Origin of the sequence: Allocatelliglobosispora scoriae (genome assembly GCF_014204945.1) — a bacterium.
Taxonomy (GTDB): Bacteria; Actinomycetota; Actinomycetes; order Mycobacteriales; family Micromonosporaceae; genus Allocatelliglobosispora; species Allocatelliglobosispora scoriae.
Genome location: NZ_JACHMN010000001.1, coordinates 494,927 through 518,293 on the forward strand (window position 1 = coordinate 494,927; position 23,367 = coordinate 518,293).

Annotated in this window: 16 protein-coding genes and 1 pseudogene; 12 read left to right on the forward strand and 5 right to left on the reverse strand. The window is 71.6% G+C overall.

What is annotated here, in order from left to right:
• Window positions 1-3: 3 nt before the first annotated feature.
• From F4553_RS02260 to F4553_RS02275, 4 genes are read left to right on the forward strand one after another with little or no spacing between them, the layout of a single operon-like run.
• On the forward strand, window positions 4-2,073 hold the full coding sequence (locus F4553_RS02260; protein WP_184831407.1) for an amino acid adenylation domain-containing protein: 2,070 nt from the start codon (window positions 4-6) through the stop codon (window positions 2,071-2,073).
• The gene (locus F4553_RS02265) at window positions 2,070-5,216 is read left to right on the forward strand and encodes a non-ribosomal peptide synthetase (protein WP_184831409.1); all 3,147 of its coding nucleotides are present in this window, start codon (window positions 2,070-2,072) and stop codon (window positions 5,214-5,216) included. Before F4553_RS02260 ends, F4553_RS02265 begins: the two co-directional genes overlap by 4 nt.
• 2 nt (window positions 5,217-5,218) lie before the next feature.
• The gene (locus F4553_RS02270) at window positions 5,219-9,589 is read left to right on the forward strand and encodes a non-ribosomal peptide synthetase (RefSeq protein ID WP_184831411.1); all 4,371 of its coding nucleotides are present in this window, start codon (window positions 5,219-5,221) and stop codon (window positions 9,587-9,589) included.
• Window positions 9,586-10,353, forward strand: a complete 768-nt coding sequence (locus tag F4553_RS02275; RefSeq protein ID WP_184831413.1) for a leucyl/phenylalanyl-tRNA--protein transferase — start codon at window positions 9,586-9,588, stop codon at window positions 10,351-10,353. The genes F4553_RS02270 and F4553_RS02275 overlap by 4 nt, the downstream gene beginning before the upstream one ends.
• A 49-nt stretch (window positions 10,354-10,402) precedes the next feature.
• On the opposite strand, the gene F4553_RS02280 is transcribed toward F4553_RS02275, so the two are convergent.
• A complete protein-coding gene (locus tag F4553_RS02280; RefSeq protein ID WP_184831414.1) occupies window positions 10,403-11,143 on the reverse strand; it encodes a class I SAM-dependent DNA methyltransferase in 741 nt (246 codons plus the stop codon).
• Entirely contained in the window at window positions 11,136-11,912 is a 777-nt protein-coding gene (locus F4553_RS02285) for a phytanoyl-CoA dioxygenase family protein (RefSeq protein ID WP_184831416.1), read from the reverse strand. The genes F4553_RS02280 and F4553_RS02285 overlap by 8 nt, the downstream gene beginning before the upstream one ends.
• Window positions 11,913-12,016: 104 nt before the next feature.
• Here F4553_RS02285 and F4553_RS02290 point away from each other — a divergent pair, with 104 nt between their 5' ends.
• Genes F4553_RS02290 through F4553_RS02300 form a run of 3 tightly spaced genes read left to right on the forward strand, consistent with a single transcriptional unit; the run spans window position 12,017 to window position 14,388 of the window.
• Window positions 12,017-12,628 carry a hypothetical protein gene (locus F4553_RS02290; protein ID WP_184831418.1) on the forward strand — a complete coding sequence of 204 codons (612 nt, stop codon included), beginning with the start codon at window positions 12,017-12,019 and terminating at the stop codon, window positions 12,626-12,628.
• A 25-nt stretch (window positions 12,629-12,653) separates the two neighbouring features.
• Window positions 12,654-13,400 (forward strand): VOC family protein, encoded by a 747-nt coding sequence (locus F4553_RS02295; protein WP_184831420.1) that lies wholly within the window; start codon window positions 12,654-12,656, stop codon window positions 13,398-13,400.
• A gap of 25 nt (window positions 13,401-13,425) precedes the next feature.
• A complete protein-coding gene (locus tag F4553_RS02300) occupies window positions 13,426-14,388 on the forward strand; it encodes a hypothetical protein (protein ID WP_184831422.1) in 963 nt (320 codons plus the stop codon).
• A gap of 461 nt (window positions 14,389-14,849) precedes the next feature.
• On the opposite strand, the gene F4553_RS02305 is transcribed toward F4553_RS02300, so the two are convergent.
• Window positions 14,850-16,097 carry a S1 family peptidase gene (locus F4553_RS02305; RefSeq protein ID WP_184831424.1) on the reverse strand — a complete coding sequence of 416 codons (1,248 nt, stop codon included), beginning with the start codon at window positions 16,095-16,097 and terminating at the stop codon, window positions 14,850-14,852.
• Window positions 16,098-16,344: 247 nt separating this feature from the next.
• Here F4553_RS02305 and F4553_RS02310 point away from each other — a divergent pair, with 247 nt between their 5' ends.
• Together F4553_RS02310 and F4553_RS02315 are read left to right on the forward strand one after the other, a co-directional pair.
• Window positions 16,345-17,436 carry a polysaccharide deacetylase family protein gene (locus tag F4553_RS02310; RefSeq protein ID WP_184831431.1) on the forward strand — a complete coding sequence of 364 codons (1,092 nt, stop codon included), beginning with the start codon at window positions 16,345-16,347 and terminating at the stop codon, window positions 17,434-17,436.
• Between the two features lie 261 nt (window positions 17,437-17,697).
• A complete protein-coding gene (locus F4553_RS02315; RefSeq protein ID WP_184831433.1) occupies window positions 17,698-18,171 on the forward strand; it encodes a hypothetical protein in 474 nt (157 codons plus the stop codon).
• Window positions 18,172-18,174: 3 nt separating this feature from the next.
• Here the strand turns inward: F4553_RS02315 and F4553_RS02320 are convergent.
• Window positions 18,175-18,402: pseudogene (locus F4553_RS02320) on the reverse strand (allophanate hydrolase-related protein); the annotation flags it as partial.
• A 255-nt stretch (window positions 18,403-18,657) separates the two neighbouring features.
• Here F4553_RS02320 and F4553_RS02325 point away from each other — a divergent pair.
• The 3 genes from F4553_RS02325 (at window position 18,658) to F4553_RS02335 (ending at window position 22,165) form a co-directional block, all read left to right on the forward strand.
• Window positions 18,658-19,863, forward strand: coding sequence for an RNA-guided endonuclease InsQ/TnpB family protein (locus tag F4553_RS02325; RefSeq protein WP_221469658.1), 1,206 nt, complete (start codon window positions 18,658-18,660; stop codon window positions 19,861-19,863).
• A 264-nt stretch (window positions 19,864-20,127) separates the two neighbouring features.
• Window positions 20,128-20,988, forward strand: coding sequence for a hypothetical protein (locus F4553_RS02330; protein ID WP_184831437.1), 861 nt, complete (start codon window positions 20,128-20,130; stop codon window positions 20,986-20,988).
• A 79-nt stretch (window positions 20,989-21,067) separates the two neighbouring features.
• Entirely contained in the window at window positions 21,068-22,165 is a 1,098-nt protein-coding gene (locus tag F4553_RS02335; RefSeq protein ID WP_184831439.1) for a hypothetical protein, read from the forward strand.
• 46 nt (window positions 22,166-22,211) lie between these two features.
• Here F4553_RS02335 and F4553_RS02340 read toward each other — a convergent pair whose 3' ends face one another.
• Complete coding sequence (locus tag F4553_RS02340) at window positions 22,212-23,336, reverse strand: cellulose binding domain-containing protein (protein WP_184831446.1); 1,125 nt, start codon at window positions 23,334-23,336, stop codon at window positions 22,212-22,214.
• Window positions 23,337-23,367: the final 31 nt, after the last annotated feature.

Here is a 23,367-nt window from a genome sequence, read left to right on the forward strand (position 1 = left end):
ACGATGGCTACCGTTCGCCTGCCCGAGCCGGACCTGGCCCGGCAGCGGTGGGACGCGGTGCTCGCCGGAGTCGCCGAGCCGGTCTGCGAACCGGCCCGGCACCCCGCCGAGCACCAGGGCACCGTCATCGACTACCCGCCCGCCACCCTCGTCGACCTCGTCACCGACCAGGCCCGGCGGACCCCCGGCGCGATCGCCGTGGACGCCGCCGACGCCCGCCTCACCTACGCCGACCTCGTCGCCCGCAGCGAGCGCATCGCCGCCGGGCTCCGCAGTCGCGGCGTCGGGCCGGGCGACCTGATCGGCGTGGAGCTGCCGTCGTCGGCGGAGCTGATCACCGTGCTGCTGGGGATCCTCGCGGCCGGGGCGGCGTACCTGCCGCTCGACGCCGCCGACCCGGCCGAGCGCACCGCCTACATCCTCACCGACGCGGCCCCGGTCGCGGTGATCGCGACCGGACCGGTCGCCGGGGCAACCGTATGGCGCCTCGACGACCTGCTGCCCGGGAGCTCCGCGGAGCGCGCCCGCGCCGTCTGGACCGAGGAGCCCGGGAGCTCCGCGGAGCGCGCCCGCGCCGTCTGGACCGAGGAGCCCGGGAGCTTCGCGGAGCGCGCCCGCGCCGCCTGGACTGAGGAGCGCAGCGACGAGGGAAGACGGCGCATAGAGGGCGCGCGGAGCGAAGCGACCCAGCAACAGAGCGAAGCGACCCGGCAACACCACACCGCCTACGTCATCTACACCTCCGGGTCGACCGGGCGCCCCAAGGGCGTCGTCGTGCCGCACCGGGCCATCGTCAACCGCATCCGCACCCTGCGCGAGCTCTACCCGCTCGACGCCTCCGACCGGGTGCTGCAGAAGGCCCACATCGGGTTCGACGTGTCGCTGGAGGAGATCTTCCGGCCGCTCGCCGAAGGTGCCACCGTCGTCCCGGCCAAGCCCGGCGGGCGCCGGGACCCGGCCTACCTGGCCCGGGTCATCCGGGACGAGCGGATCACCCTCGCCGACTTCGTCCCGTCCATGCTGGAGGCGTTCCTGCGCGAACCGGGCGCCGCCGAGTGCACCACCCTGCGCCGGATCCAGTGCGGCGGCGAGGCGATGCCCGCCGACCTGCCGCAACGCGTCGCCGACGTGCTCGGGGTGCCCCTCTACAACATGTACGGTCCGACCGAGACCGCCGTCGACGCCACCCAGTGGCTCGTCGGCACCGGCACGCAGCCGCGGATCCCGATCGGGCTGCCGGTGCCGAACATGCGCGCCTACGTCCTCGACACCGACCTGCGGCCGGTCGCCGACGGCGGCACCGGGGAGCTCTACCTCGCCGGGGCGCAGCTCGCCGACGGCTACCTGCGGCGGCCCGCGCTCACCGCGCAGCGGTTCACCGCCGACCCGTTCGGGCCGCCCGGCAGCCGCATGTACCGCACCGGCGACCTCGCGACGTGGCTGCCCGGCGGGGTGCTCGACCTGGTCGGGCGCGCCGACGACCAGGTGAAGATACGGGGCTTCCGGGTCGAGCTCGGCGAGGTCGAGACGGTCCTGCGCCGCCTGCCCGGTGTCACCGACACCGTGGTGGTGCTGCGCGAGGACCGCCCCGGCGACCGGCGCCTCGTCGCCTACACCACCGGCACCGCCGACCCGGCCGACACCCGCCGGGCCGCCGCCGCGCACCTGCCCGAACACATGGTGCCCGCCGCCGTCGTGGCGATGGGCGCCCTGCCCACCCTGCCCAACGGCAAGACCGACCGGGCCGCGCTGCCCGCACCGGAGCTGCGCGCAGCCGCCGGACGGCTGCCGACCGGGGACGACGAGCAGACCCTCGCCCGGCTCTTCGCCGAGGTCCTGGGCCTGCCCGACACCGAACCGTTCGGCGCCGAGACCAGCTTCTTCGACCTCGGCGGGCACTCGCTGCTCGCCGCCCGCCTGATCAGCCGGGTCCGCTCGGTCTTCAGCGTGGAACTGCCCATCCAGACCGTCTTCGAGACACCGACCGTCGCCGGCCTCGCCCAGTGGCTCGGCCACGCCGAGAAGGCCCGCCCCACCTTGCGCCGCCGGACGGCGCAGAAGGAGACATCATGATCCCCCTGTCCTTCGCCCAGCAGCGGCTGTGGTTCCTCGACAAGATGGAGGGCCCGTCGTTCACCTACAACGCGCCGCTCGCGCTGCGATTGCGCGGGCCCCTCGACCGGGGTGCGTTACGGGCGGCCCTGCACGATGTCGTCGGCCGCCACGAGGCCCTGCGCACCCTCTTCGTCGAGGTCGACGAGCGCCCCATGCAGCGCATCCTCGACCTCGACGAGGTCGACCTGCACTTCACCGTCGTCGAGTGCGACCCCGACGCCCTGACCGGGCTCCTGGAGACCGCCGCCCGGCACCGCTTCGACCTGGCCCGGGAGCTGCCGGTCCGGCCGACCGTCTACAGCGTCGCCCCCGACGACAACGTGCTCATGCTCGCCCTGCACCACATCGTCAGCGACGGCTGGTCGCTGGGGCCGCTGCTGCGCGACCTCAACACCGCCTACGCCGCCCGCTGCACCGGTGCCGAACCGCAGTGGGACGAGCTCGCCGTCCAGTACTCCGACTACACCCTGTGGCAGCTGGAACTGCTCGGCGACGAGAACGACCCCGACAGCGTCTTCGCCCGGCAGCTCGACTACTGGGCGCGTACCCTCGCCGGGGCGCCGGAGGAGCTGCCGCTGCCGCTGGACCGGCCGCGGCCGCCGACGGCGAGCTTCCAGGGCGGTTCGGTGCAGTTCGACCTGAGCCCGGCCACCCACGCCAAGCTCGCCGACCTGGCCCGCAGCCACAACGTCACCACCTTCATGATCATGCAGGCGGCGCTCGCGGCCCTGCTCACCCGCACCGGCTCCGGGACCGACATCCCGATCGGGTCGCCGATCGCCGGACGCACCGACGAGGCCCTCGACGACCTGGTCGGGTTCTTCGTCAACACGTTGGTGCTGCGTACCGACACCAGCGGCGACCCGACCTTCGCCGAGCTGCTGGCCCGGGTGCGGTCCACGGTGCTCGCCGCCTACGCCCACCAGGAGGTGCCGTTCGAGCGGGTGGTCGAGGTCCTCAACCCGGCCCGGTCGCTGGCCCGGCAGCCGCTGTTCCAGGTGATGCTGGTGCTGCAGAACAACGCCGAGGCGAAGCTCGCCCTCGGCGACCTCGACGTCACCGACGAGTCCTTCGACCTGACCGTGGCGAAGTTCGACCTCACCGTCACCCTGGAGGAGCGCGCCGCGGCCGGCGGCCTCAACGGCTGGGTCGAGTACGCCACCGACATCATCGACCGCGCCACCGCCCAGCAGATCGCCGACCGGTTCGTCCGGCTCGTCGACGCCGTCGCCGCCGACCCGCACACCCCGATCGGCCGCGTCGAGCTGATGTCCGACGCCGAGCGGGACCTCGTGCTCGGCACCTGGAACGGTCCCGTCGTCGACGTGCCCGCGCACCTGACCGTGCACGAGCTCTTCGAGCAGCAGGCCGAGTGGACCCCGTCGTCGACGGCGCTGGCGTTCGAGGACGCGACGATCACCTACGCCGAGCTCAACGCGAAGGCCAACCAGCTCGCCGGGTACCTCCGCGACACCGGGGTCCGCCCCGGGGTGCTCGTCGGCGTACACCTCGAACGTGGTTTCGACCTGATGATCGCGGCCCTGGCCGTGCTCAAGGCCGGCGGCGGATACACCCTGCTCGACCCGCGGTTCCCCGCCGAGCGGCTGCGCGTCGCGATCGCCGAGGCCAACGCACCGATCGTGGTGACGCACTCCGGCCTCGCCGACAAGCTGGGCAGTGGCGTCACCATCAGCCTCGACACCGTCGCGCCGCTGCTCGCGGCCCGGCCGACCGGCAACCTGGACACCATCGCCACCGCCGACGACATCGCCTGCGTCATGTTCACCTCCGGCTCCACCGGGCGGCCCAAGGGCGTCGCGTCGCCGCACCGGGCGCTCGTCGGCACCGTCCTCGGCCAGGACTACGTCGACTTCGGCGCGGACGAGGTCTTCCTGCAGTGCGCCCCGGTCTCCTGGGACGCGTTCGTGCTGGAGCTCTACGGCGCACTGCTGCACGGCGCCCTCTGCGTGCTGCAGCCCGGCCAGAACCCGGAACCGGAGGCGATCGCCGCCCTCGTCGCCAAGCACGGCGTGACGATGCTGCAGATGTCGGCGAGCCTGTTCAACTTCATGCTCGACGAGTACCCCGATGTCTACACCCGCCTCACCTGGGCGATGACCGCAGGCGAGGCAGCGTCGGCGGCCCACGTCGAGCGGGCCCTGGCGAAGTTCCCGCAGCTGCGGGTCTGCAACGGCTACGGACCCGCCGAGAGCATGGGCCTCACCACCGCGTACACGATCACCGAGGTCGCCGGCGCGTCCGTCCCGATCGGGCGGCCGCTGGCCAACAAGACCGGCTACGTCCTCGACGGGCAGCTGCGGCTGGTGCCGCCGGGTGTGCCCGGCGAGCTCTACGTCGGCGGCATCGGCCTCGCCAACGGCTACGTCAACCGCACCACGCTGACGGCGGAGCGGTTCGTCGCGAACCCCTACGGCCAGCCCGGCGAGCGCATCTACCGCACCGGTGACCTGGTGCGGTGGAACCGCGACGGGCAGCTGGAGTTCCTCACCCGCGCCGACGACCAGGTCAAGATCCGCGGGTTCCGGGTCGAGCTCGGCGAGGTCGAAGCGGTGCTGCGGCAGGCACCGGGCGTCTCCGAGGTCGCCGTCATCGCCCGCACCGGGCACCTCGGCGCCAAGATGCTCGCCGCCTACCTCGTCGGCGACCAGGGCATGGACACCACGGTGGTGCGCCACTACATCGGACAGCTGCTGCCCGACTACATGGTCCCCGCCGCGTTCACGACCCTCGCCGCGCTGCCGCTCACCCCGAACGGCAAGCTCGACCGCCGCGCCCTGCCCGAGCCCGACCTCGCCGCACCCGTGGCGTCCCGGGCACCGTCGACACCGCAGGAGACCGCGCTCGCGGCGCTCTTCGCCGAGGTCCTCGGCCTGCCCGAGGTCGGCGTCGACGACAACTTCTTCGAGCGCGGCGGCCACTCGCTGCTCGCGACCCGGCTCATCAGCCGGGCGCGGACCCAGCTCGGCGTCGAACTCACCATCCAGGCCATCTTCGAAGCACCCACCGTGGCCGGGCTCGCCGGCCGCCTCGGCCAGGCCGAGAAGGCACGCCCGACGCTCAAGCGCCGGGTCAAGGAGTAGTCATGATCCCGCTGTCCTACGCCCAGCTCCGGCTGTGGTTCCTGGACCGGCTCGCGGCCGGGGGCGCGCAGAACGCGCCCCTGGCCCTGCGCCTGCACGGTCCGGTCGACGCCGCCGCCCTCGACGCCGCCTTCGGCGACATCGTGGACCGGCACGAGACGCTGCGCACGGTCTTCCCCGTCACCGGCGGCGAGCCGCACCAGAAGATCCTCCCCACGGGTACGCACCCGAAGCTCGACGTGATCGACTGGCCCGGCACGGAGCTGGCCGACCTCGTCGCCGAGCTCAACCGGGCCGCCTACCAGCCCTTCGACCTCGCCACCGAACCGCAGCTGCGGGTGGCCCTCTACCACCGCTGTGACGAGACCGGCGCGGACGAGCACGTCCTGCTCATCGTGCTGCACCACATCGTCAGCGACGGCTGGTCGATCGGGCCGCTGCTCGGCGACCTCGCCACCGCCTACGCCGCCCGCACCGGCGGCACCGCACCGCACTGGGACGACCTCGACGTCCAGTACGCCGACTACACCCTCTGGCAGCGCGAACTCCTCGGCGACGAGTCCGACCCGGACAGCGTCATCAGCCGCCAGCTCGCCTTCTGGACGCAGACCCTCGCCGGGGCGCCCGAGGAGCTGCCGCTGCCCACCGACCGGCCCCGGCCCGCCACCCGGACCCACACCGCCGGGCTGGTCCCGTTCCGGCTCGACGCCGCCCTGCACCAGGCCCTGGCCGACCTTGCCCAGGCGCACGGGGCGACCCTGTTCATGGTGCTCCAGGCGGCCGTCGCGGCACTGCTGACCAGGCACGGATCGGGGAACGACATCCTCACCGGCACACCCGTCGCCGGGCGTACCGACGAGGCACTCGACAAGCTCGTCGGGTTCTTCGTCAACACCCTCGTCGTACGGACCGACACCGCCGGGGACCCGACCTTCGCCGAACTGCTCGCCCGGGTCCGGACGGCGAGCCTCGCCGCCTACGCCCACCAGGACGTACCGTTCGAGCGCGTGGTCGAGGTCCTCAACCCGGCCAGATCCATGGCCCGGCACCCGGTGTTCCAGGTCAACCTGGTGCTCCAGTCCAACGCCGCCGCCGACCCCGAGTTCCTCGGACTGCGCTACACCTCGCAGGCGCTCACCAGCGACCAGGCGAAGTTCGACCTCACCGCCGCGTTCGCCGAGAACCTCGACGGCGACCGCCATCCGGCGGGCATCGACGCCAACCTCGAGTACGCCGCCGAACTCTTCGACCACACCACCGTGGAAGGGCTCGCGGCGAGGCTGGTCCGGCTGCTGACCGCCGTCACGGCGGACCCGCAGACGCGGATCGGCGCGGTCGACCTGCTCGACGACGAGCTCACCACGATCGCGGCCTGGAACGACACCCGGCACGACCTCCCGGAGACGACGCTGACCGCGCTCGTCGAGGCCGGGCGGGACCGGCACCCCGACCGGCCGGCCGTGGTCTTCGGCGACACCCTGCTCACCCACCGCGAGCTGCACGAACGCGCCGACCGGCTGGCCCGGCACCTGGTGGCGGCCGGGGCCGGTCCGGGGCGGATCGTCGGCGTCGCGATGCCCCGGTCCGAGCACCTGATCGTGGCGCTGCTCGCGGTCCTCAAGTCCGGGGCCGCTTACCTGCCGCTCGACACCGGCTACCCGGCGGACCGGCTCGCGTTCATGGTCACCGAAGCCGCCCCGGTCCTCGTGCTCACCGACACCGCCACCGGCTACCCGGGCGGCGTCGCGGTCGACGGGGCCCTGACGGCGTACCCCCAGGATGACCTGGACCACGACGGCCTGGCGCCCGGCGACACCGCCTATGTCATCTACACCTCGGGCTCCACGGGCCGCCCGAAGGGCGTGGCCGTGCCGCACCGCGCCATCGCCAACCGGCTGCTGTGGATGCAGCACGAGTACGCCCTCACCCCCGCCGACCGGGTCCTGCAGAAGACACCGTCCAGCTTCGACGTGTCGGTGTGGGAGTTCTTCTGGCCGCTGATGACCGGCGCGACCCTCGTCGTCGCCGCACCCGACGGGCACCGCGACCCCGCCTACCTGATCGACCTGATCCAGCGGGAACGCGTCACCACGCTGCACTTCGTCCCGTCCATGCTCGACGTGTTCCTCGCCGCACCCGGCGTCGCCGGGTGCACCTCGCTGACGAGGGTCTTCGCCAGCGGCGAGGCCCTGCCGGCGGAGTCGGCCGCCCGGTTCCGGCGGCTGCTCACCGCGCCCCTGCACAACCTCTACGGCCCCACCGAGGCCGCCGTCGACGTCACCTACCAGCCGGTGGGCGACGAACCCGGGCCGGTGCCGATCGGACGGCCGGTCTGGAACACCCGCCTCCACATCCTGGACGCGCAGCTGCGGCCGGTGCCGCCGGGCGTCGCCGGGGAGCTCTACCTCGGCGGGGTGCAGCTCGCCCACGGCTACCTGCACCGGGCCGGACTCACCGCGGAGCGCTTCGTGGCGAGCCCGTTCACCGCCGGGGAGCGGATCTACCGCACCGGCGACCTGGCCCGGTGGCGCCGCGACGGCGCGGTCGAGTACCTCGGCCGCGTCGACCACCAGGTGAAACTCAGGGGGTTCCGGATCGAGCTCGCCGAGATCGAGTCGGTGATCGCCGCCGACCCCGGCGTCGCCCAGGCCGCCGTCATCGTCCGCGAGGACCGCCCCGGCGACCAGCGGCTCGTCGCCTACGTCGTCGGCACCGCCGACGCCGCGGCCGTCCGGGCGCGGGCGGCGCTGTCCCTGCCGGAGCACATGGTCCCGGCCTCGGTGGTGCTGCTGGAAGCCCTGCCGGTCACCCCGAACGGCAAGCTCGACCGGCGGGCCCTGCCCGCACCCGACCTCACCCCGGCACCGTCGCGGCCACCGGCGACACCGCAGGAGGCGCTCATGGCGCGGCTCCTCGCCGAGGTCCTCGGGCTCCCCGCGGTCGGGGTCGACGACGACTTCTTCACCATCGGCGGACACTCGCTGCTGGTGATCCGGCTCGTCGCCCGCATCGCCGAGGAGACCGGCGTCGAGCTCGGCGTCCGGACCGTCTTCGACCGCCCCACCGCCGCCGGGCTCGCGGCGGCGCTCGACGGCGTCGGCGGGGTCTGGGATCCGTCCCGGCTCGCCGCCGACGCGGTCCTCGGCGCGTTCGCCCTCGGGACACCGCGCCCGGCCGGACCGTGGCGCAACGTGCTGCTCACCGGTGCCACCGGGTTCCTCGGCGCGTTCCTGCTGCGCGAGCTGCTCGACCGCACCGGGTCCGCGGTGCACTGCCTGGTCCGCGCCGAGTCCGCCGCCGCCGGGTCCGCGCGCCTGCGGGCAACCCTCGACGGGTACGGCCTGTGGCGGGCCGAGGACGCCCACCGCGTCATCGCGGTCCCCGGCGACCTCGCCGCACCCGGCCTCGGGCTCACCGCGGCGGCCTTCGCCGAGCTCGCGGACCTCGTCGACGCGGTGGTCCACAACGGAGCCCGGGTCAACCACCTCGACCCCTACGACCGGCTCCGGGCCGCCAACGTCACCGGGACACGGGAGGTGCTGCGGCTCGCCGCCGTGCACGCCACCCCGGTCCACTTCGTCTCCAGCGTCTCGGTCGCCGTCGCCGTCGGCGAGAACCCCGACATCGTGGACGAGTCGACCCGGGTCCCCGCCGACCGGGTCGTCCCGTCCGGCTACGTCGCCACGAAGTGGGTCGGCGAGGAGCTGGTCCGCGCCGCCGGAGCCGCCGGGCTGCCGGTGACGATCCACCGGCCGGGCCGGGTCGCCGGGCACAGCGCCACCGGTGCCTGGGGCAGCGACGACTCGTTCTGGCACTACGCCAGGGCGATCGCCCGGCTCGGCGCGGTCGCCGCCGACGGCCTCGACGTCGGCGTGGACCTCGTCCCCGTCGACCACGTCGCGGGCGCCCTGGTCGAGCTGGCCATGGACCCCGCGAGCGCCGGCGGCGTCTTCCACCTCGTCGGCGACGACCCCGTCCCGATCAGCGTGGTCGTCGACGGCCTCCGCGCGGCCGGGTACCCGATCCGGGAGATCCCCGGCCCCGAGTGGGACACCCTGCTCGCGTCGTCCATGGCGGCCGCGGTGGCGTCCGGCGACCGCAGCTGGGCATCGACGGCCCTGCTCGGCGCGGGTTTCCGCACCCCGTCGGTGCTCCCCGACTGGGGCCGCCCCGCGACCGCGGCAGCCCTGTCCGCCAAGCCGGTCCCGCCCGGCACGGTCACCGCCGCCACGATCGCAGTGGCGGCGCTGGCGGCGGCCCGCACGGGTTTCTACCCCCTCCTGAATTTTAATGCTGGACACGCCGCAGAACCCGCAACAGAAGTCAGGATCAACTCTCGCGACGCCTCTGCGGACGGCGGTGACCTGTCGTGACCGGCACCTGCACCGAGATGGCCTGGGAGTCGGTCGACCTGACCGGCGCGACGGCGGACCTGCCCGTCGCGGTCGGCGGCTCGGTCGCACCGCACCGGCTGCTCGAGGCCTACCGGCACGGGGCGTTCCCCTACCCGAGCAGCGGTGACTACGCGGCCGAGGTCAACCGGGCGCTCTACGGCGACCACGTCGAGGACGGGGTGATCACGGCGTTCCCCGGCACCGACCCCTACGCGGTGACGTGGTGGAACCCGCCGCAGCGCCCGGTGATCCCGGCCGGCGGCCTGCACCTGTCGCGCAACCTGCGCCGGGACCTGCGCAACCGGCACCCCTGGACCACCACCTGCGACCACGCGTTCACCGAGGTCGTCCAGGAGTGCCGGCGGCACCGCAGCAGCCGGTGGCTCACCGACGAGCTGTGCGACTCGCTGCTCGCCCTCTACGACGCGGGCTGGGCGCACAGCGTCGAGGTATGGCACGGCGACGAGCTGATCGGCGGGCTCTTCGGCACCGGGATGGGCCGGGTCCACGGCGTCGACTCGGCCTTCACCCGCGTACCGGACGCCGGGAAGGTCGCGTTCGCCGACCTCGCGGCCCGGCTGCCCGGTGAAGCGCTGATCGACGTGCAGGTGACCAGCGACTACACCACGGCGCTGGGCGCCCGGCCGATCGACCGCGCCGACTACCTGGCCGCACTGCGCGATGTGGATCTGCCGCTCATCCCGGCGATGGGCGTCCGCTTCGCCTCAGCCCTGGCCGGGTGACCGCACACGTGACCGGGGTGCGCACGGTGATCGTTCGCCGTCGCCCCGGTCACGCGGCGGGCTTCTCCCAGACCGAGACGTGCCGGGCGCTGTCGGCCGTGAACGGCTCGCGGTTCCACCCGCCCCAGCGCTCCCGCAGCCGCAGCCCCGCGATCCGCGCCATCAGGTCCAGCTCCGCGGGCCACACATACCGGAACGGAACCGACCGGTAATCCCCGCGCCCGTCCACGACATCGATGTAGTTGGAGCTCATCTCCTGCGTCACGAGGTCGTAGCGGTCGAACGCCCACCCCGTCGCATCCGCGCGGAACGGCACCACGTCCTGCCCCACCGGCAGTTTCCGCAGCTCCGGCACCATCACCTCGACCACGAAGCAGCCGCCCGGCGCCAGGTGCGCGGCCGCGTTGCGGAAGCACTCGACCTGCCCGTCCTGCGTGGTCACATTCATGATCGTATTGAAGACGAGGTAGGCGAGCGAGAACGACCCCTCCACCCGGGCCGTCGTGAAGTCGCCGATCGTCACGCCGATCGCGTCGCCGCCGGGCTTGGCCCGCAGCCGGGCCACCATCGCCCGCGACATGTCGATCCCGTGCACCTCGACCCCACGGGCCGCGAGCGGCAGCGCGATCCGCCCGGTCCCGACCGCGAGTTCCAGCGCGCGACCTCCCCGGGCCAATTCGGCCAGTACGCCGACGGTCGCCCCGATCACCTCCGGCTGGTACTCCGCCGACGTGCCGTCGTCGTACTTCGCCGCCACCCGCTCACCGAAGTAGCCGTCCTCATCAGTCACGGCCGTCACCGTACCCCTCCAGACTCTCGACGATGGCCCGCGCGACCGGCGACGGATCGGAGCCGTCCAGGGCGAACCCGTCGAGGACCTCCACCCCCGGCTGCGCCATCATCCGCGGGACCGTCCCCCGATGCGGCCACGTCGCGGTGTGCACGACGAACGGGTGGCACAGGAAGACATCACCGGCGGCACCCGTCGCCTCGACCGCGCGGCGGCACAGCACCGACGGGCGCAGCCGCTTCACCGCGTCGTCACCCGGCATACCACGCTCGCCGCCGGGGGCGAGCAGCGGCGGGATGAAACGGTGCGAGCCCGTCACCAGCCGGGTGGGGGCGTCGTCGGGTCCGACATCGGAGAAGAGGAACAGCGCGAGCAGCCCCCGGCCCCGCGACCGCACGTTCGTCCAGTAAGCACCGCCGTCGACCTCGTAGCTGCCCTCGATGTGGTAGCCGACCTCACCGGGGTACTCCTCGGTCGGGAACCGCACCGGGATCGTCCCGCCGACCCCGCCGCGCTGCGTCCACCGGCCCGCGCCGATGAGGATGTCGTAGGCGTCGCTCAGCGCCGGTGCGGTCCCGGCGGTGACGAACGGCCCGCCCTCGGGGCAGTCGATCCGCAGCGCCGGACGCGTCCAGGTCGCCGGGTCGCGGCCGATGCCGTGGGCGGCGAGCTCCGACCAGATCACCTCGCGGCACGCGGCGGCCGTCCCGGCGTCGAAGGCACCCCGCACCACGGTGTAGCCGTCGCGTACGAAGCCGTCGACATCCATCCGCCGATTGTGCGCGCGGCTCGCGCCCCGGTCATCCGATTTAGTCCGGCCACCGGCAGTGCATACGATATGGCTGCCGATCAATCGAACAAAGGTGGCACCCCTTGGTCACACGTCTGCGGTCCGCCGTGGTTCTGGCGACGGCGGTCCTCAGCCTCGCCGGGTGCGCCTCGGAAGGAGACAGGCCGGTCGCGGGTGCCGATCCGGCGAAGGCCGGTCCGCAGGGCGAGGTCGGACCCCGCTCCGCCGCACCGGACAGCGGTGCCGTGCCGACGGGCACCCCGACCGCCTCCGCCCCGGAGGATCCCCTGGAGGCACTGCGGCAACGGCTCGTCACCGCGCTGCGCGCCGCGGACCCGGGCGCCGCAGCAGGCACCCTCACCGTCGAGCAGCGGCCCGCGGCGGAGAACCAGCTCGTGATCACCTGGACGGTCAACACCGACCCCTCCGACACGACGGCCCGGGCCCGGGTGCGGCTCGACGCGATCGCACTGCTCCAGGCCGTCAAAGGCGTCTCGATGGGGTACGGAACGGTGCTGCTCATCGCCACCGGCGCCGTGCTGGACAAGAACGGCATCGAGACCGAGGCCAAGGTCGTGCGGGCCAAATACTCCCGGCAGCTCATCGCCCGGACGGACTTCACGAAGGTCTCTCCCGAGCAGGTCCTGGCCCTCCCGGACGACAAGCCCGCCGACATCCACCCCGCCTATCGCTGACCGGCGACGCCATAGGATCGGCGGCATGGCACTGCGACCCGTCCAGGTGAACATCAAGGCCGTCGACACCGCCGAGGTCGGCCGGTTCTGGGCGGCAGCGCTCGGCTGGGCGGTCACCGGCGGCACACCCGGCGTGACCAGCTACGTCGCCCCCGTCGGCGACTTCGTCTGGCCGGACCCGGTCGTCCTCGGCATCGACGTCGTCTCCGTCCCCGCGCCCAAGACGGCGGCGAAGAACCGGGTGCACCTCGACCTCGCCACCACGTCCGCGGCCCATCAGGCGGAGCTGGTGGCACGCCTGCGGGCGATCGGTGCGACACCCGCGGACGTAGGTCAGGGGAGCAACGTGCCGTGGACCGTTCTCGCCGACCCGGAGGGCAACGAGTTCTGCGTGCTGGAGCCGCGCGAGGTGCACCGGGACACCGGGCCGATCGCCGTCGTGGTCGTCGACTGCGCGGATCCGCGGGCCATGGCCCGGTTCTGGGGTGCGGCGATCGACTGGACGCTGCACGAGGCGACCGACGAGCACGCGGTGCTGCGCAACGCCGACAACACCGGCCCGTACCTGGAATTCCTCCGCACGCCCGGCGGGAAGACCGCGCCGGACCGCATCCACCTCGACCTGCTGCCCTACCCCGGCGACGACAGGGCGGTGGAGGCGGACCGGCTGCGGGCACTCGGCGCCACCGACCTCGACATCGGCCAGGGCGACGCCCCGTGGACCTGCCTGACCGACCCCGACGGCCACGAATTCTGCGTCCTGGCCCCGTAATCCCGCGCTGGTACGCTTCCGCGCTATGTCCCTCCCCTCCGACATGAACCTCGCCTGGGCCGACCCCGCACTGCAGCGCGCGGCCGTTGCGCTCGCCGACGGCGCCCCCGGCCAGGCACGGGACCTCCTCGCCGCGACGACCGACCCCGACCGGCGCGAGCTCTACGTCTCGGTGCTGGGCGACGCCGGCCGGCACCAGTTGAAAGCCCTGCGCGAGCTGGCATCGGACGCCGGCGACGACCCGCACGCGTTGCTGCTGCTCGGTTCCGCCCTGGGCTTCGCCGCGTGGGCCGCCCGCGGCGCCGCGACGATGGACCACACGGCCGAGGACCAGGTTCAGGGCATGCTCGGGTTCGCCGCGCAGTCCCGGACGATGCTGGGCCGAGCCGCCGCCCTGGCCCCCGACGACCCGGCGCCCCTGGTAGCGCTGATGAGCGTCGTCAAGGCGGCGGCGACCGACCGCCACGAACCACACCGGCTGTTCAAACAGGTGGACGCGCTCGCCCCCGACTCGTTCATGGGCAACCAGCAACGGCTGAGCATGCTGTGCCGCAAGTGGTACGGCAGCACCGAGCAGATGCTCGGCTTCACACGTGAGCGCGTCGCCCTCCTTCCCGACGGGCACCCGCTGCTGTCGCTGGTGCCGCAGGCCCACATCGAGGTCTGGGTCGACGGGTGGATGGAGGGCAACTTCGCCGGCCGGATCTACCGACGGTTCACCTACGGCCCGCTGAAGCGCGCAGCCGTCCGCGACGAGGTGGACCGGGCGTCGGACCGGATGCTGGCGGGCGCGGCAGCGTTCGCCGACCACCCGTGGGCGATGATGGCGCACCAGATGTTCGGCGCCTACTACGCCCACGCGGGGGCGAAGGCCAAGGCACGGGTACACCTCGAGCGCGGCGGCGACCGCGCATCGGAGTGGCCGTGGGGATACTTCGGCGACGCCTCCGTCGAGCTGCAGAACGCCCGCAGCGCCGCCGGCCTGTAACGCACCGACCGCTGCGTCGGCCCCACGGTGGTGCGCGGGCGCAGCGGTCACTCCGCTCAGCACCCTCGGGTAATTACTGAATTGCTGGTTAATGTAATCCAATAATTAGAAAAAGGGTCTGACGCGCGATAATCCGCGTACACCATAATGTCCGTTATGGATGATCCAAATAATTACAAGAGATCTACCTGCCGAAATGGTCCTGACGGTTCCCGCCGTCGCGCTCCAGCGACCCGGCGCAGCTTTCACATAGCGGCTCTGACCTGCATAAACGGCCTGACAGCCACGGAGGCCGCCTAAACGGCCCGACCGGATGTCCCGGGCACCGGCGGAAAGGTGATCCGGCGACGGTTCGGCGCCGTCGCCGGATCCTTACGCGAGCAAAGGCCGGTCGGCGCTACGCCTCTCCGGCGATGTCGTGGCGGACCTGGCCGCCCTCATCAACGCGAGCGGGACGGCGCCTACCAGAGGGTCGCGCCGTATACCTGGCCGTAGAGGGCGAGGCTGAGCACGATCGGGTAGTACCACGAGACGTTGGCGTATCCGTAGACCTCGCCGCAGCGGCCCGAGTAACCGTTGGATCCGCTGGTGACGCCCTCGGCCGCGGTGCCGAACTGCGTGGTGTTCGGGCCGCCGGAGTCGCCGCCTTCGACGCACGCGTTGTGACGGGTGAGGTCATAGACGGTGCGCCCGCCGCTGTAGGTCACGGTCTCCCGCTTCGCGGTGATGGTGCCGCAGGTCAGCTTGGTCGTGATGCCCGACTTGCAGATCGAGGTGCCGACCGGGGCGTCGCTGGTGCCGACGACATAGGCGAAGTTCCCATTGGACGGGTTCAGGTCCATCCAGGGTCCCTGGATCCAGTAACCGGCACTCTCGTTGCGGACGATCGCGTCGTCGGCGGAGGGGAAACGGCTGATGATCGCGGTGCCGAAGAAGACGCCGATACCGAACGGGCCGCCCTGGCCGCGTACCCCCGAGTTCTGCGCGACGCAGTGTCCGGCGGTGAGCAGGTAGCCCTGGCCGGTCGTGGGGTTGCGGAGATTGAACCCGGCCGAGCAGGTGCGGTTGATCACATCGCCGCCGTCGATGGCGTTCGTGGCCGGGGTGGGCATGCGATCGGTGTACTCCACCCGGACCGCGTCCTCGTAGCCGGCGAAAAGGTCCAGCGCTGCGGCTCGCGTGGCACCCTGCAGTGCCGTGACGACCACGCTGTTGGCGACCGGGTCGATGTACCAGCCCACCAGCCCGTCCACCGCGTGGCTGCGCGAGGCGGGGTTCGCGCGCCCGGCGAGGCCGTCGAGCTTGTCGGTGATCGCCCGCAGGGTGGACATGGGGTGGCGGACCATTCGCGCCTGGGCGCCCGAGGCGGTGATCCTGGCGGCGGCCTGCGCGCTGGTGACCGCGACGACGAGCGTGCCGGACCCGGGGTCGAACCACGAACCGGCGAACTCCGCGCCCATGGTGGCGCGCACTTCGGCGTCGAGTTTCACCGCGACGGACTCCTGCGCCAGACGCCGGTTCACCTGGTCGGCAGTGAGGCCGAGATCGCGCTGCAGCGCGGCCATCACGGTCGCCGAGGCGCCCTGCGGCCGTGCGCCGCCACGAGCATCCAACCCGGCATTCGCCGGTACGCCGCCCGTGACGCCCACGGTGATCGCGGCCCCGACGGCCAGTACGCGCGCCGCCAGCCGAGAATTTCTCCAGCCCATGTCCAGCTCCTCAAATATTGACGAGCTTACATTTGAGAATGCCGAGGGTCCATATGACTGAAAGTTTCGGTAACCGATCATGGGTATTGAAGTGCACATTCATGGTGAGTCGATCTGCACAGTGGGCCAAATTGGTACCGGAACTTGCAGAAACAAAAATCGTGATGCTTCAATAGGGCTGCCCACAAGCTCCAACCACCCAGCGGCACTGGTCGCCCAGCCGGCAGTCGCATGCAAGGGAGAAGCAATGGCTTCCGCACGTCGATTCACCAGGCAGATCCTCGCCGTCACGACCGCCGTCTCCGCCACGGCGCTCGTCAGCACCGTCGTGGTCATGACCGCCGCGGCACCGTCCCAGGCGGCGGCCTGCAACGGCTACGTCGGCCTCACCTTCGACGACGGCCCCACCGCCGGCAACACCCAGAACCTGCTCAACGCCCTGCGCTCCGCCGGGCTGCGGGCGACCTTCTTCAACACCGGGCAGAACGCGCAGGCCAACCCGTCGCTGGTCCTGGCTCAGAAGAACGCCGGAATGTGGACCGCCAACCACAGCTGGGACCACCCGCACATGACCCAGCTCACCACGGCGCAGATGAGCACCCAGATCGGCAACACCCAGCAGACGATCCAGCAGATCACCGGCACCGCGCCCAAGCTGTTCCGCCCGCCCTACGGCGAGACGAACGCGACCCTCAAGTCGGTCGAGGCGCAGTACGGGCTCACCGAGATCATCTGGGACGTCGACTCCCAGGACTGGAACAACGCCAGCGTGGCGTCGATCGTCGCCGCCAACGCCCGGCTCACCAACGGCCAGATCATCCTGATGCACGACTGGCCCGCGAACACGGTCGCCGCGATCCCGCAGATCGCCGCGGGCCTGGCCAGCCGCAACCTCTGCGCCGGCATGATCTCGCCGACCACCGGCCGCGCGGTCGCACCCGACGGCACCACCCCGCCGTCCCCGTCGCCGTCGGCGTCCCGGTCGCCCGGCCAGTCCCCGAGCCAGTCGCCGAGCAGCGGCCCCACGAGCTGCCGCGTGGTCTCCAACGTCAGCGCCTGGAACAACGGCCTGACCAACAATGTCACCATCACCAACACCGGCAGCGCCACGATCAACGGCTGGCGCCTGACCTTCACGCTCCCGGGTGGACAGAACATCACCTCCGGCTGGAGCGCCACCTATACCCCGACCAGCGGGCAGGTCACCGCGACCAACGTCAACTACAACGGCACCCTCGCGCCCGGCGCCTCCACCACCATCGGCTACCAGGCCACGCATACCGGCAACTCGGCTGCTCCGACCGGCTTCGCCCTCAACGGCGCCGCCTGCGGTTCCTGACCGACCCGCTGACGCCGCCCCAAGATCGCCGCAACTCTTCAAGAGTTGCGGCGATCTTGGTCGTTCCGGTGCTCGGAGCGGCGGGCCCCCGTCCTCGCCGTGATGCCCGGGCGCAGCGGTGTGGCATCGACATTCATCTGTCAAGCAGCCGACAGCGGGACGTAACACATCCGATGTGGAGCAACGGTATCGTGCGGAAAATACCGGCGATAGCGCAGCTCAGCGGCGTGTCGACCCACCTCGCAGACACAGGGAGCATCGATGACTGACGGTGCCAACAGCGCCAAGGGCGGCCGAGGCAGCACGATCATCGCGATCGTCGGCCTGATCACCACCGCCGCCGCCGCGATCATCAGCAACATCGTCACGACCCAGGCGGCGCAGGACGCGGCGTGGACCGTGCGGAACGCCCAGATCGTCGACCAGCGGCGCACCGCCTACGTCGACTTCCTCGGCGAGGTGACGTCCCTCTGCGCGCTGATGACGCACCGCGACCTGACGTTGAACGCCGCGAACGACGCCTACGGCCAGGTGCTCACGCAGAAGGCCCGCGTCGACCTGATCGCGCCGACGGAGGTGCGGGAGCGGGTCGAGGAGTTCCGCGCCTACATGTTGATCGCGCTCACCACCGCGAGCAAAGCCGATCCGAATCTGCCCGAGGGCTGCGACGACAAGGGATTGGCGACGAACACGGAGAACCTCGTCAACGCCGCCAAACCGGGTCTGGAAGGCTGACGGTCAGGCGGTGGCGGCGCGCCAGCCGCCGAAGCCGCTGATGTCGGTGGCACCGTCGAGCCGGGTCGACTCGGCGAGGAACCCGGTCACCTCGGCACCGTCGTCGAGCACGACCCGGCCGAGCGCCAGCGGCGCCGGGATGGTGCCGAGCAGCGCGCCGACGCCCTGCTGGGGCAGCTCGAACACCTCGACGGCGACCCCGTCGGCCGGGCCGTCGCCGGTGTAGACGAGCGCGGGCCGGTATCCGCCGCTGGTACGCCAGCCGCCCGCCGAGGCCGGTGAGCTGTGAGTTCAGCGGCCTCGGCGAAGGCCGGCGTGATGAGCTGCACGCCGAAGGGCAGCCCGTCGTCGCGGGTTCCGGCGAGTACCGCGATCGCGCACAGAAGGCCAAATGGACGTGGAGGTTGTGGATAATGCTGCGGCCGTACTTAATATCGGGGTCTGGGGTCCATCTTGGTGGCATAGGCCAAATGGCACAATGTGAGGGTGAAGCTGGTCGTGCAGGTAAAACTGCTTCCGACGCCCGAACAGGTGTCGGCTCTGGAGTCGACTCTGCGTGCCTGCAACACTGCTGCCTCGGAAGTCGCCCGGGTCGCCCGCAACAGAGGCGTCTACCGTAACTACGACCTGCGTAAGTACGTCTATCAGAACATCAAGGACAACCACCGGCTCGGTGCGCAGGCCGCGCAGCACGTCATTAAGAAGGTCTGCGACTCGTACAAGGCCCTGAAGGCCAACATTCGGGCGGGGAACCTCGGCAGGCCAGGGTCGAAGCGGCGGCGCAGGGCCGAGACCGACCCGATCAGCTTCCGGTGGGAAGCCGCACAGCCCTACGACGCACGGATGCTTTCCTGGCAACGCAACGCGCGCACCGTGTCCATCTGGACAGTCGCCGGGCGCCTCAAGGGCGTCGCGTACGCCGGGTCGCCGGACGGGCTCAAGGCCGTCGCGGAACTCCCGGTCGGTGAGTCCGACCTGGTCCACCGCGACGGCATGTGGTTCCTCCACACGACTGTCGAGGCCGCCGAGCCCGAGCTAGTCGACCCGAAAGGGTTCCTCGGCATCGACATGGGCATCGCGAACATCGCCTACGACTCCGACGGTGACCGGTACGCCGGGACCACCCTCAACAGCTACCGCCGTCGGCAACTGCGGCTACGTCAACGGTTGCAGCGTAAGGACACCAACTCCGCGCGCAGGCTGCTCGCCCGGCGTCGGCGCAAGGAAGCGCGGCACGCCGCGAACGTCAACCATTGCATCGCGAAGACCATCGTGACCAAGGCTGAACGCACCGGTCGAGGTATCGCCGTCGAAGACCTGACGGGGATCCGCGAACGGGTCCGGCTCCGCAAGCCCCAACGGGTCACGCTGTCCTCATGGTCGTTCCACCAGCTCGGCGAGTTCCTGACCTACAAAGCCCGCCGCGCCGGTGTACCACTGGTCGAAGTCGACCCCCGGTACACCTCCCAGACCTGCCACCGGTGCGGCCACCGCGATAAGCGAAACCGAGTCGACCAGGAAACCTTTAACTGTCGGTCGTGCGGGGTCGTTGCCCACGCCGATCACAATGCGGCCCTCAACATCGCCTCGCGTGGTGTCGAGGCCGGGGCGCAGTCAACCGCCCGCACGCGGCCTGACCTCGCAGCCAGCGAGGGAGGTGACCTGCAAACCCGCCCATTCACAGGCGGGTAGTTGACTCCATGGTCCACTTTGTAACGTTGCATTCTCGGGCAGGGAAGGCGCGATCGTTATTACCCAGCGGCAAGCTGAACGGATGCCTCCATCGCGTCGTCAGAGTTAGAAGCGTGTCGCGCTCGGACAGCTTGGCGACCCAGCCGCCGCCCGATCCGCTCGCCTCGACCTCCGTCCCAGCCGAACCGCTGTGCCCGCGGTGTGCTGTCCAACCGCGTCCAACGCCGCCCGTCCGGGACGGCCGCACGTGTGACCATCCAGGCCATGAAGCATCCGCATGTTCCGGGCCGGTGGCGCCGTGCCGCTGCCGTCTCCCTGGCGTTGGTCCTGACGAGTTCGGTCGGCGTGGTGGCCACCCCCGGTGTCGCGTCGGCCGCCTCCTTCGCCTCCTTCAGCCTCGGCGTTCTCGAGCCGGACGAGATCCGCCACGTGTGGTGGAACAACGCCACCTCCGACGCCTACGCGCCCGGCCTCGAAGTGACCGAAGCCGACGACCCGAACGACGTCTGCCACGTCACCATCGCCCGGACCTGGTATGTCCGCCACGCCTCCGGCGAGCGCGAGTTCCACCTGGAGATCCACGGCGGGCACGGAGAACGGTGCCAGGTCACGGTGTGGCTGGCCCGCCTGACCAAGTTCACCGAGGTCGCCTCCGGTTCGCTCACCCCCGGCCAGTGGCGCAACTTCACCCTGAACGACGCGCGCACCGGCGCGAACGTCTACGTGGTGGCTCCCGTCCCGGACCAGCTCGCCAGCGGCGACTGCGCGATCGAGGTGGTCAACGTCCGCTACCGGACCCAGCCGTCCGGCGAGAACGAATTCGCGTGGCGGGCCCTCAACGTGGGTGCCGCCACCTGCTCGGCGCAGCTGCGGCTGGTGAGACTGCCGGTCACCTTCAGCCATCTGGCCAACCCCATGCCGCCGGGGAGCAGCCTCGGGGTCCTGCGGGGCATCCCGGACGGCATCAGGGTCGTCGTCCCGGGTGGTATGCCCGCGGTGAACTCGGCGGCCGCCTGCCAGTACACGGTGCAGCCTATCGGCTACTGGCCCCGCAGGTCCGACACCAGTTCCCTGAACTCCGGATCGGTGACGTGCGAGCTGACGACCACGTTCGCCGACGTGTGACACCGGCGCCGGCGAGTGCCGTGCCGAAGCCGATCGCCGCCGGGTGAAACCGCAGCGGCGATCGGCGCGTGGGGCAGGCATGAGAATCGGACGGGCCGCCTGCGCGGTTCTACTCATCGCACCTCTGGCCCTCACCGCCTGTGCCCAGGCGACGGCGGAGCCGGACCAGGCAGGACCCGGCTACCCGCCGGTATGCCTAACCGGACTGCCCGCCGAGCCGGACGGGCCGGTCCTGGCCGGGCAGGGCGTCGGTGCCGGGGTGCTGGTCTACCGGTCGGCGGGCGAACCGGGCCGCGACGCGTGGCTGCTGACCGAGAACGGCCGGTTCGTCAAGCTCCCGCCGGTACCCGTGCCGCCACCGCCGGCCACACCGGACCCGCAGTCGTCGCTGCTGCCGGGCGCGACTGCGGAACCGCAGAAACCCCTGGACCCGATGTTCGGCGTACACCTGTCTCCCGACGGCCGGTGGCTCAGCCGGCCGTCCGTAGCGTTCGGCAGCACCCTGCGGGACCTCACCGGCGAGACGGTCGTCCGGCTGCCCGGCGTCTTCGACCCGGGCCAGTGGTCGTCGAATTCGCGGTGGCTGACGACCCGGCCGCTGTCCCCCGGCGGCTCCTCCGCCTACGAACGCCACGAGGTCGCCACCGGCGAGAAGATCGAGGTACGCCTGCCCGACCGCAACGGCGAGGCATGGCAGGTCATCGGCGTCCGCGACGACGGCACGCTGGTGATGACCCGCATGTGGGACGGCGAGAACCGCGACCCCGACCCCCGGCACGAGAGCTACTCGATCGTCGACCCGGTCACCGGCGCCGAGGTGCACCGGACCACCATCGACTTCGGCGACGACTCGACAGGGCCCTTCGGCCTCGTCGTCGACTCCACGATGTTCTCGGGGTCGAACACGGGCACCGGTGCGGTGACCGCCTGGGACCTGCGCACCGGACGACAGCTGTGGCGGCACTCCTACCAGGCCGAATCGCCGCTGGACTACCAGTTCTGGGGGATGGGCGGCGTCTCCGGCTCCTCGGTCACGGTGATCCGCAACCACTCGATGGGCTCGCCGTCGTTCGCCGACGAGATCGAGGTGCACCGGCTGCGCCGGACGGACGGGGCGGCGTCGCTCGCCTGCCTCCTCCCGCCGAACGCCGAGCTCGTCCTCCCCGGCGGCCGCTGACCGGGCGGACCGGCTCCCGTTCCCGGCGGGAACGGGAGCCGGTCGGTTACCCGAGGGTGCAGCGCACCGCGGGGACCGCGTTCGTGGCGTTGTTCCAGCTCGCGAGGAACCCGAACGATGTGGACGCCCCTGGCGCGAGACCACCGTTGTAAGTCGCGTTGCGAGCCGTGACGACCGTCCCGCTCTGCGCCACCGTTGCGTTCCACGCCTGGCTGACCTGCTGGCCGTTGGCGTAGGTGAAGGTCGCGGTCCACGCCGCCGACGCCGACGCCGAGGTGTTCTTCACCGTCACCTCGCCCTGGAAGCTGCCGCCCCACTGCGAAACCACCGTGTACGCCGCCGAACAGGCGCCACCGGCCGACGGAGAGGCCGACGGGCTGGCCGACGGCGACGGGCTGGCCGACGGCGACGCGCTCGGCGAGCGGGTCGCGCTGGCCGACGGTGACGGTGTCACGCCGTCGAGCACCCGCGTCAGCACGGGGTACCAGCGGTTCGCCATCTTCTGGAAGCCGCTGTTGTTGGGATGCACCCCGTCGGTGTTGTCCGCGACCGCGTCGTAGCCGGTCCACAGGTCGGCGAGGGTGATCGGCGACTGGGTCGTGGTGAGGCCCGCCGCCCAGCCCGGCAGCGCGTTGTTGAGCTCCACGATGTCGGCCGGGCAGGTCGAGCAGCTCGCGGCGCTCATCGGGATGATCTGCGCGACGATGATCTTCACGGTGGAGTTGGCGGCCCGCATCTGCCCGACGAGCTTGGTGAACGCGGCGAGCTTCGTCGCGGTCGCGATGTAGTGGCCCCACATGTCGTTCGTGCCGAGGTGCATGAGGACGATGTCCGGCCGCGCCGCGGCCAGCCACGGCGGGAGCTGGTTGTTGTCGGCGATGCCGGTGGCGGAGTAGCCGCCGTGGCCCTCGTGGTCGAAGTCGTAGGTGTACCCGGGGTTGCAGCCGCCGCCGTCGGAGACGCCGCCGACGAAATCGATGCCGGTGTACCCGGCGAGCTGCAGCTGGTGCCAGAGCGTGGCCCGCCAGCAGCCGGTCCCGGCGGTGATGGAGTCGCCCAGCGGCATGATCCGCACCGGTGCCGCGGCGGACTGCGCAGGCTGGACGGCGAGAAAGGTCGCCGCCGCGATCAGGGCGGCGAGGACGGCGTACAAAACTGATCTGCGAAGCATGTCGACCTCCGGATGAGCCGGCGGCCGGGCG

Coding starts and splice junctions, on each gene's coding strand:
- F4553_RS02260 (WP_184831407.1), top strand. CDS start 4: ATGGCTACCGTTCGCCTGCCCGAGCCGGACCTGGCCCGGCAGCGGTGG.
- F4553_RS02265 (WP_184831409.1), top strand. CDS start 2,070: ATGATCCCCCTGTCCTTCGCCCAGCAGCGGCTGTGGTTCCTCGACAAG.
- F4553_RS02270 (WP_184831411.1), top strand. CDS start 5,219: ATGATCCCGCTGTCCTACGCCCAGCTCCGGCTGTGGTTCCTGGACCGG.
- F4553_RS02285 (WP_184831416.1), bottom strand. CDS start 11,912: ATGGATGTCGACGGCTTCGTACGCGACGGCTACACCGTGGTGCGGGGT.
- F4553_RS02295 (WP_184831420.1), top strand. CDS start 12,654: ATGGCACTGCGACCCGTCCAGGTGAACATCAAGGCCGTCGACACCGCC.
- F4553_RS02300 (WP_184831422.1), top strand. CDS start 13,426: ATGTCCCTCCCCTCCGACATGAACCTCGCCTGGGCCGACCCCGCACTG.
- F4553_RS02305 (WP_184831424.1), bottom strand. CDS start 16,097: ATGGGCTGGAGAAATTCTCGGCTGGCGGCGCGCGTACTGGCCGTCGGG.
- F4553_RS02310 (WP_184831431.1), top strand. CDS start 16,345: ATGGCTTCCGCACGTCGATTCACCAGGCAGATCCTCGCCGTCACGACC.
- F4553_RS02315 (WP_184831433.1), top strand. CDS start 17,698: ATGACTGACGGTGCCAACAGCGCCAAGGGCGGCCGAGGCAGCACGATC.
- F4553_RS02330 (WP_184831437.1), top strand. CDS start 20,128: ATGAAGCATCCGCATGTTCCGGGCCGGTGGCGCCGTGCCGCTGCCGTC.
- F4553_RS02335 (WP_184831439.1), top strand. CDS start 21,068: ATGAGAATCGGACGGGCCGCCTGCGCGGTTCTACTCATCGCACCTCTG.
- F4553_RS02340 (WP_184831446.1), bottom strand. CDS start 23,336: ATGCTTCGCAGATCAGTTTTGTACGCCGTCCTCGCCGCCCTGATCGCG.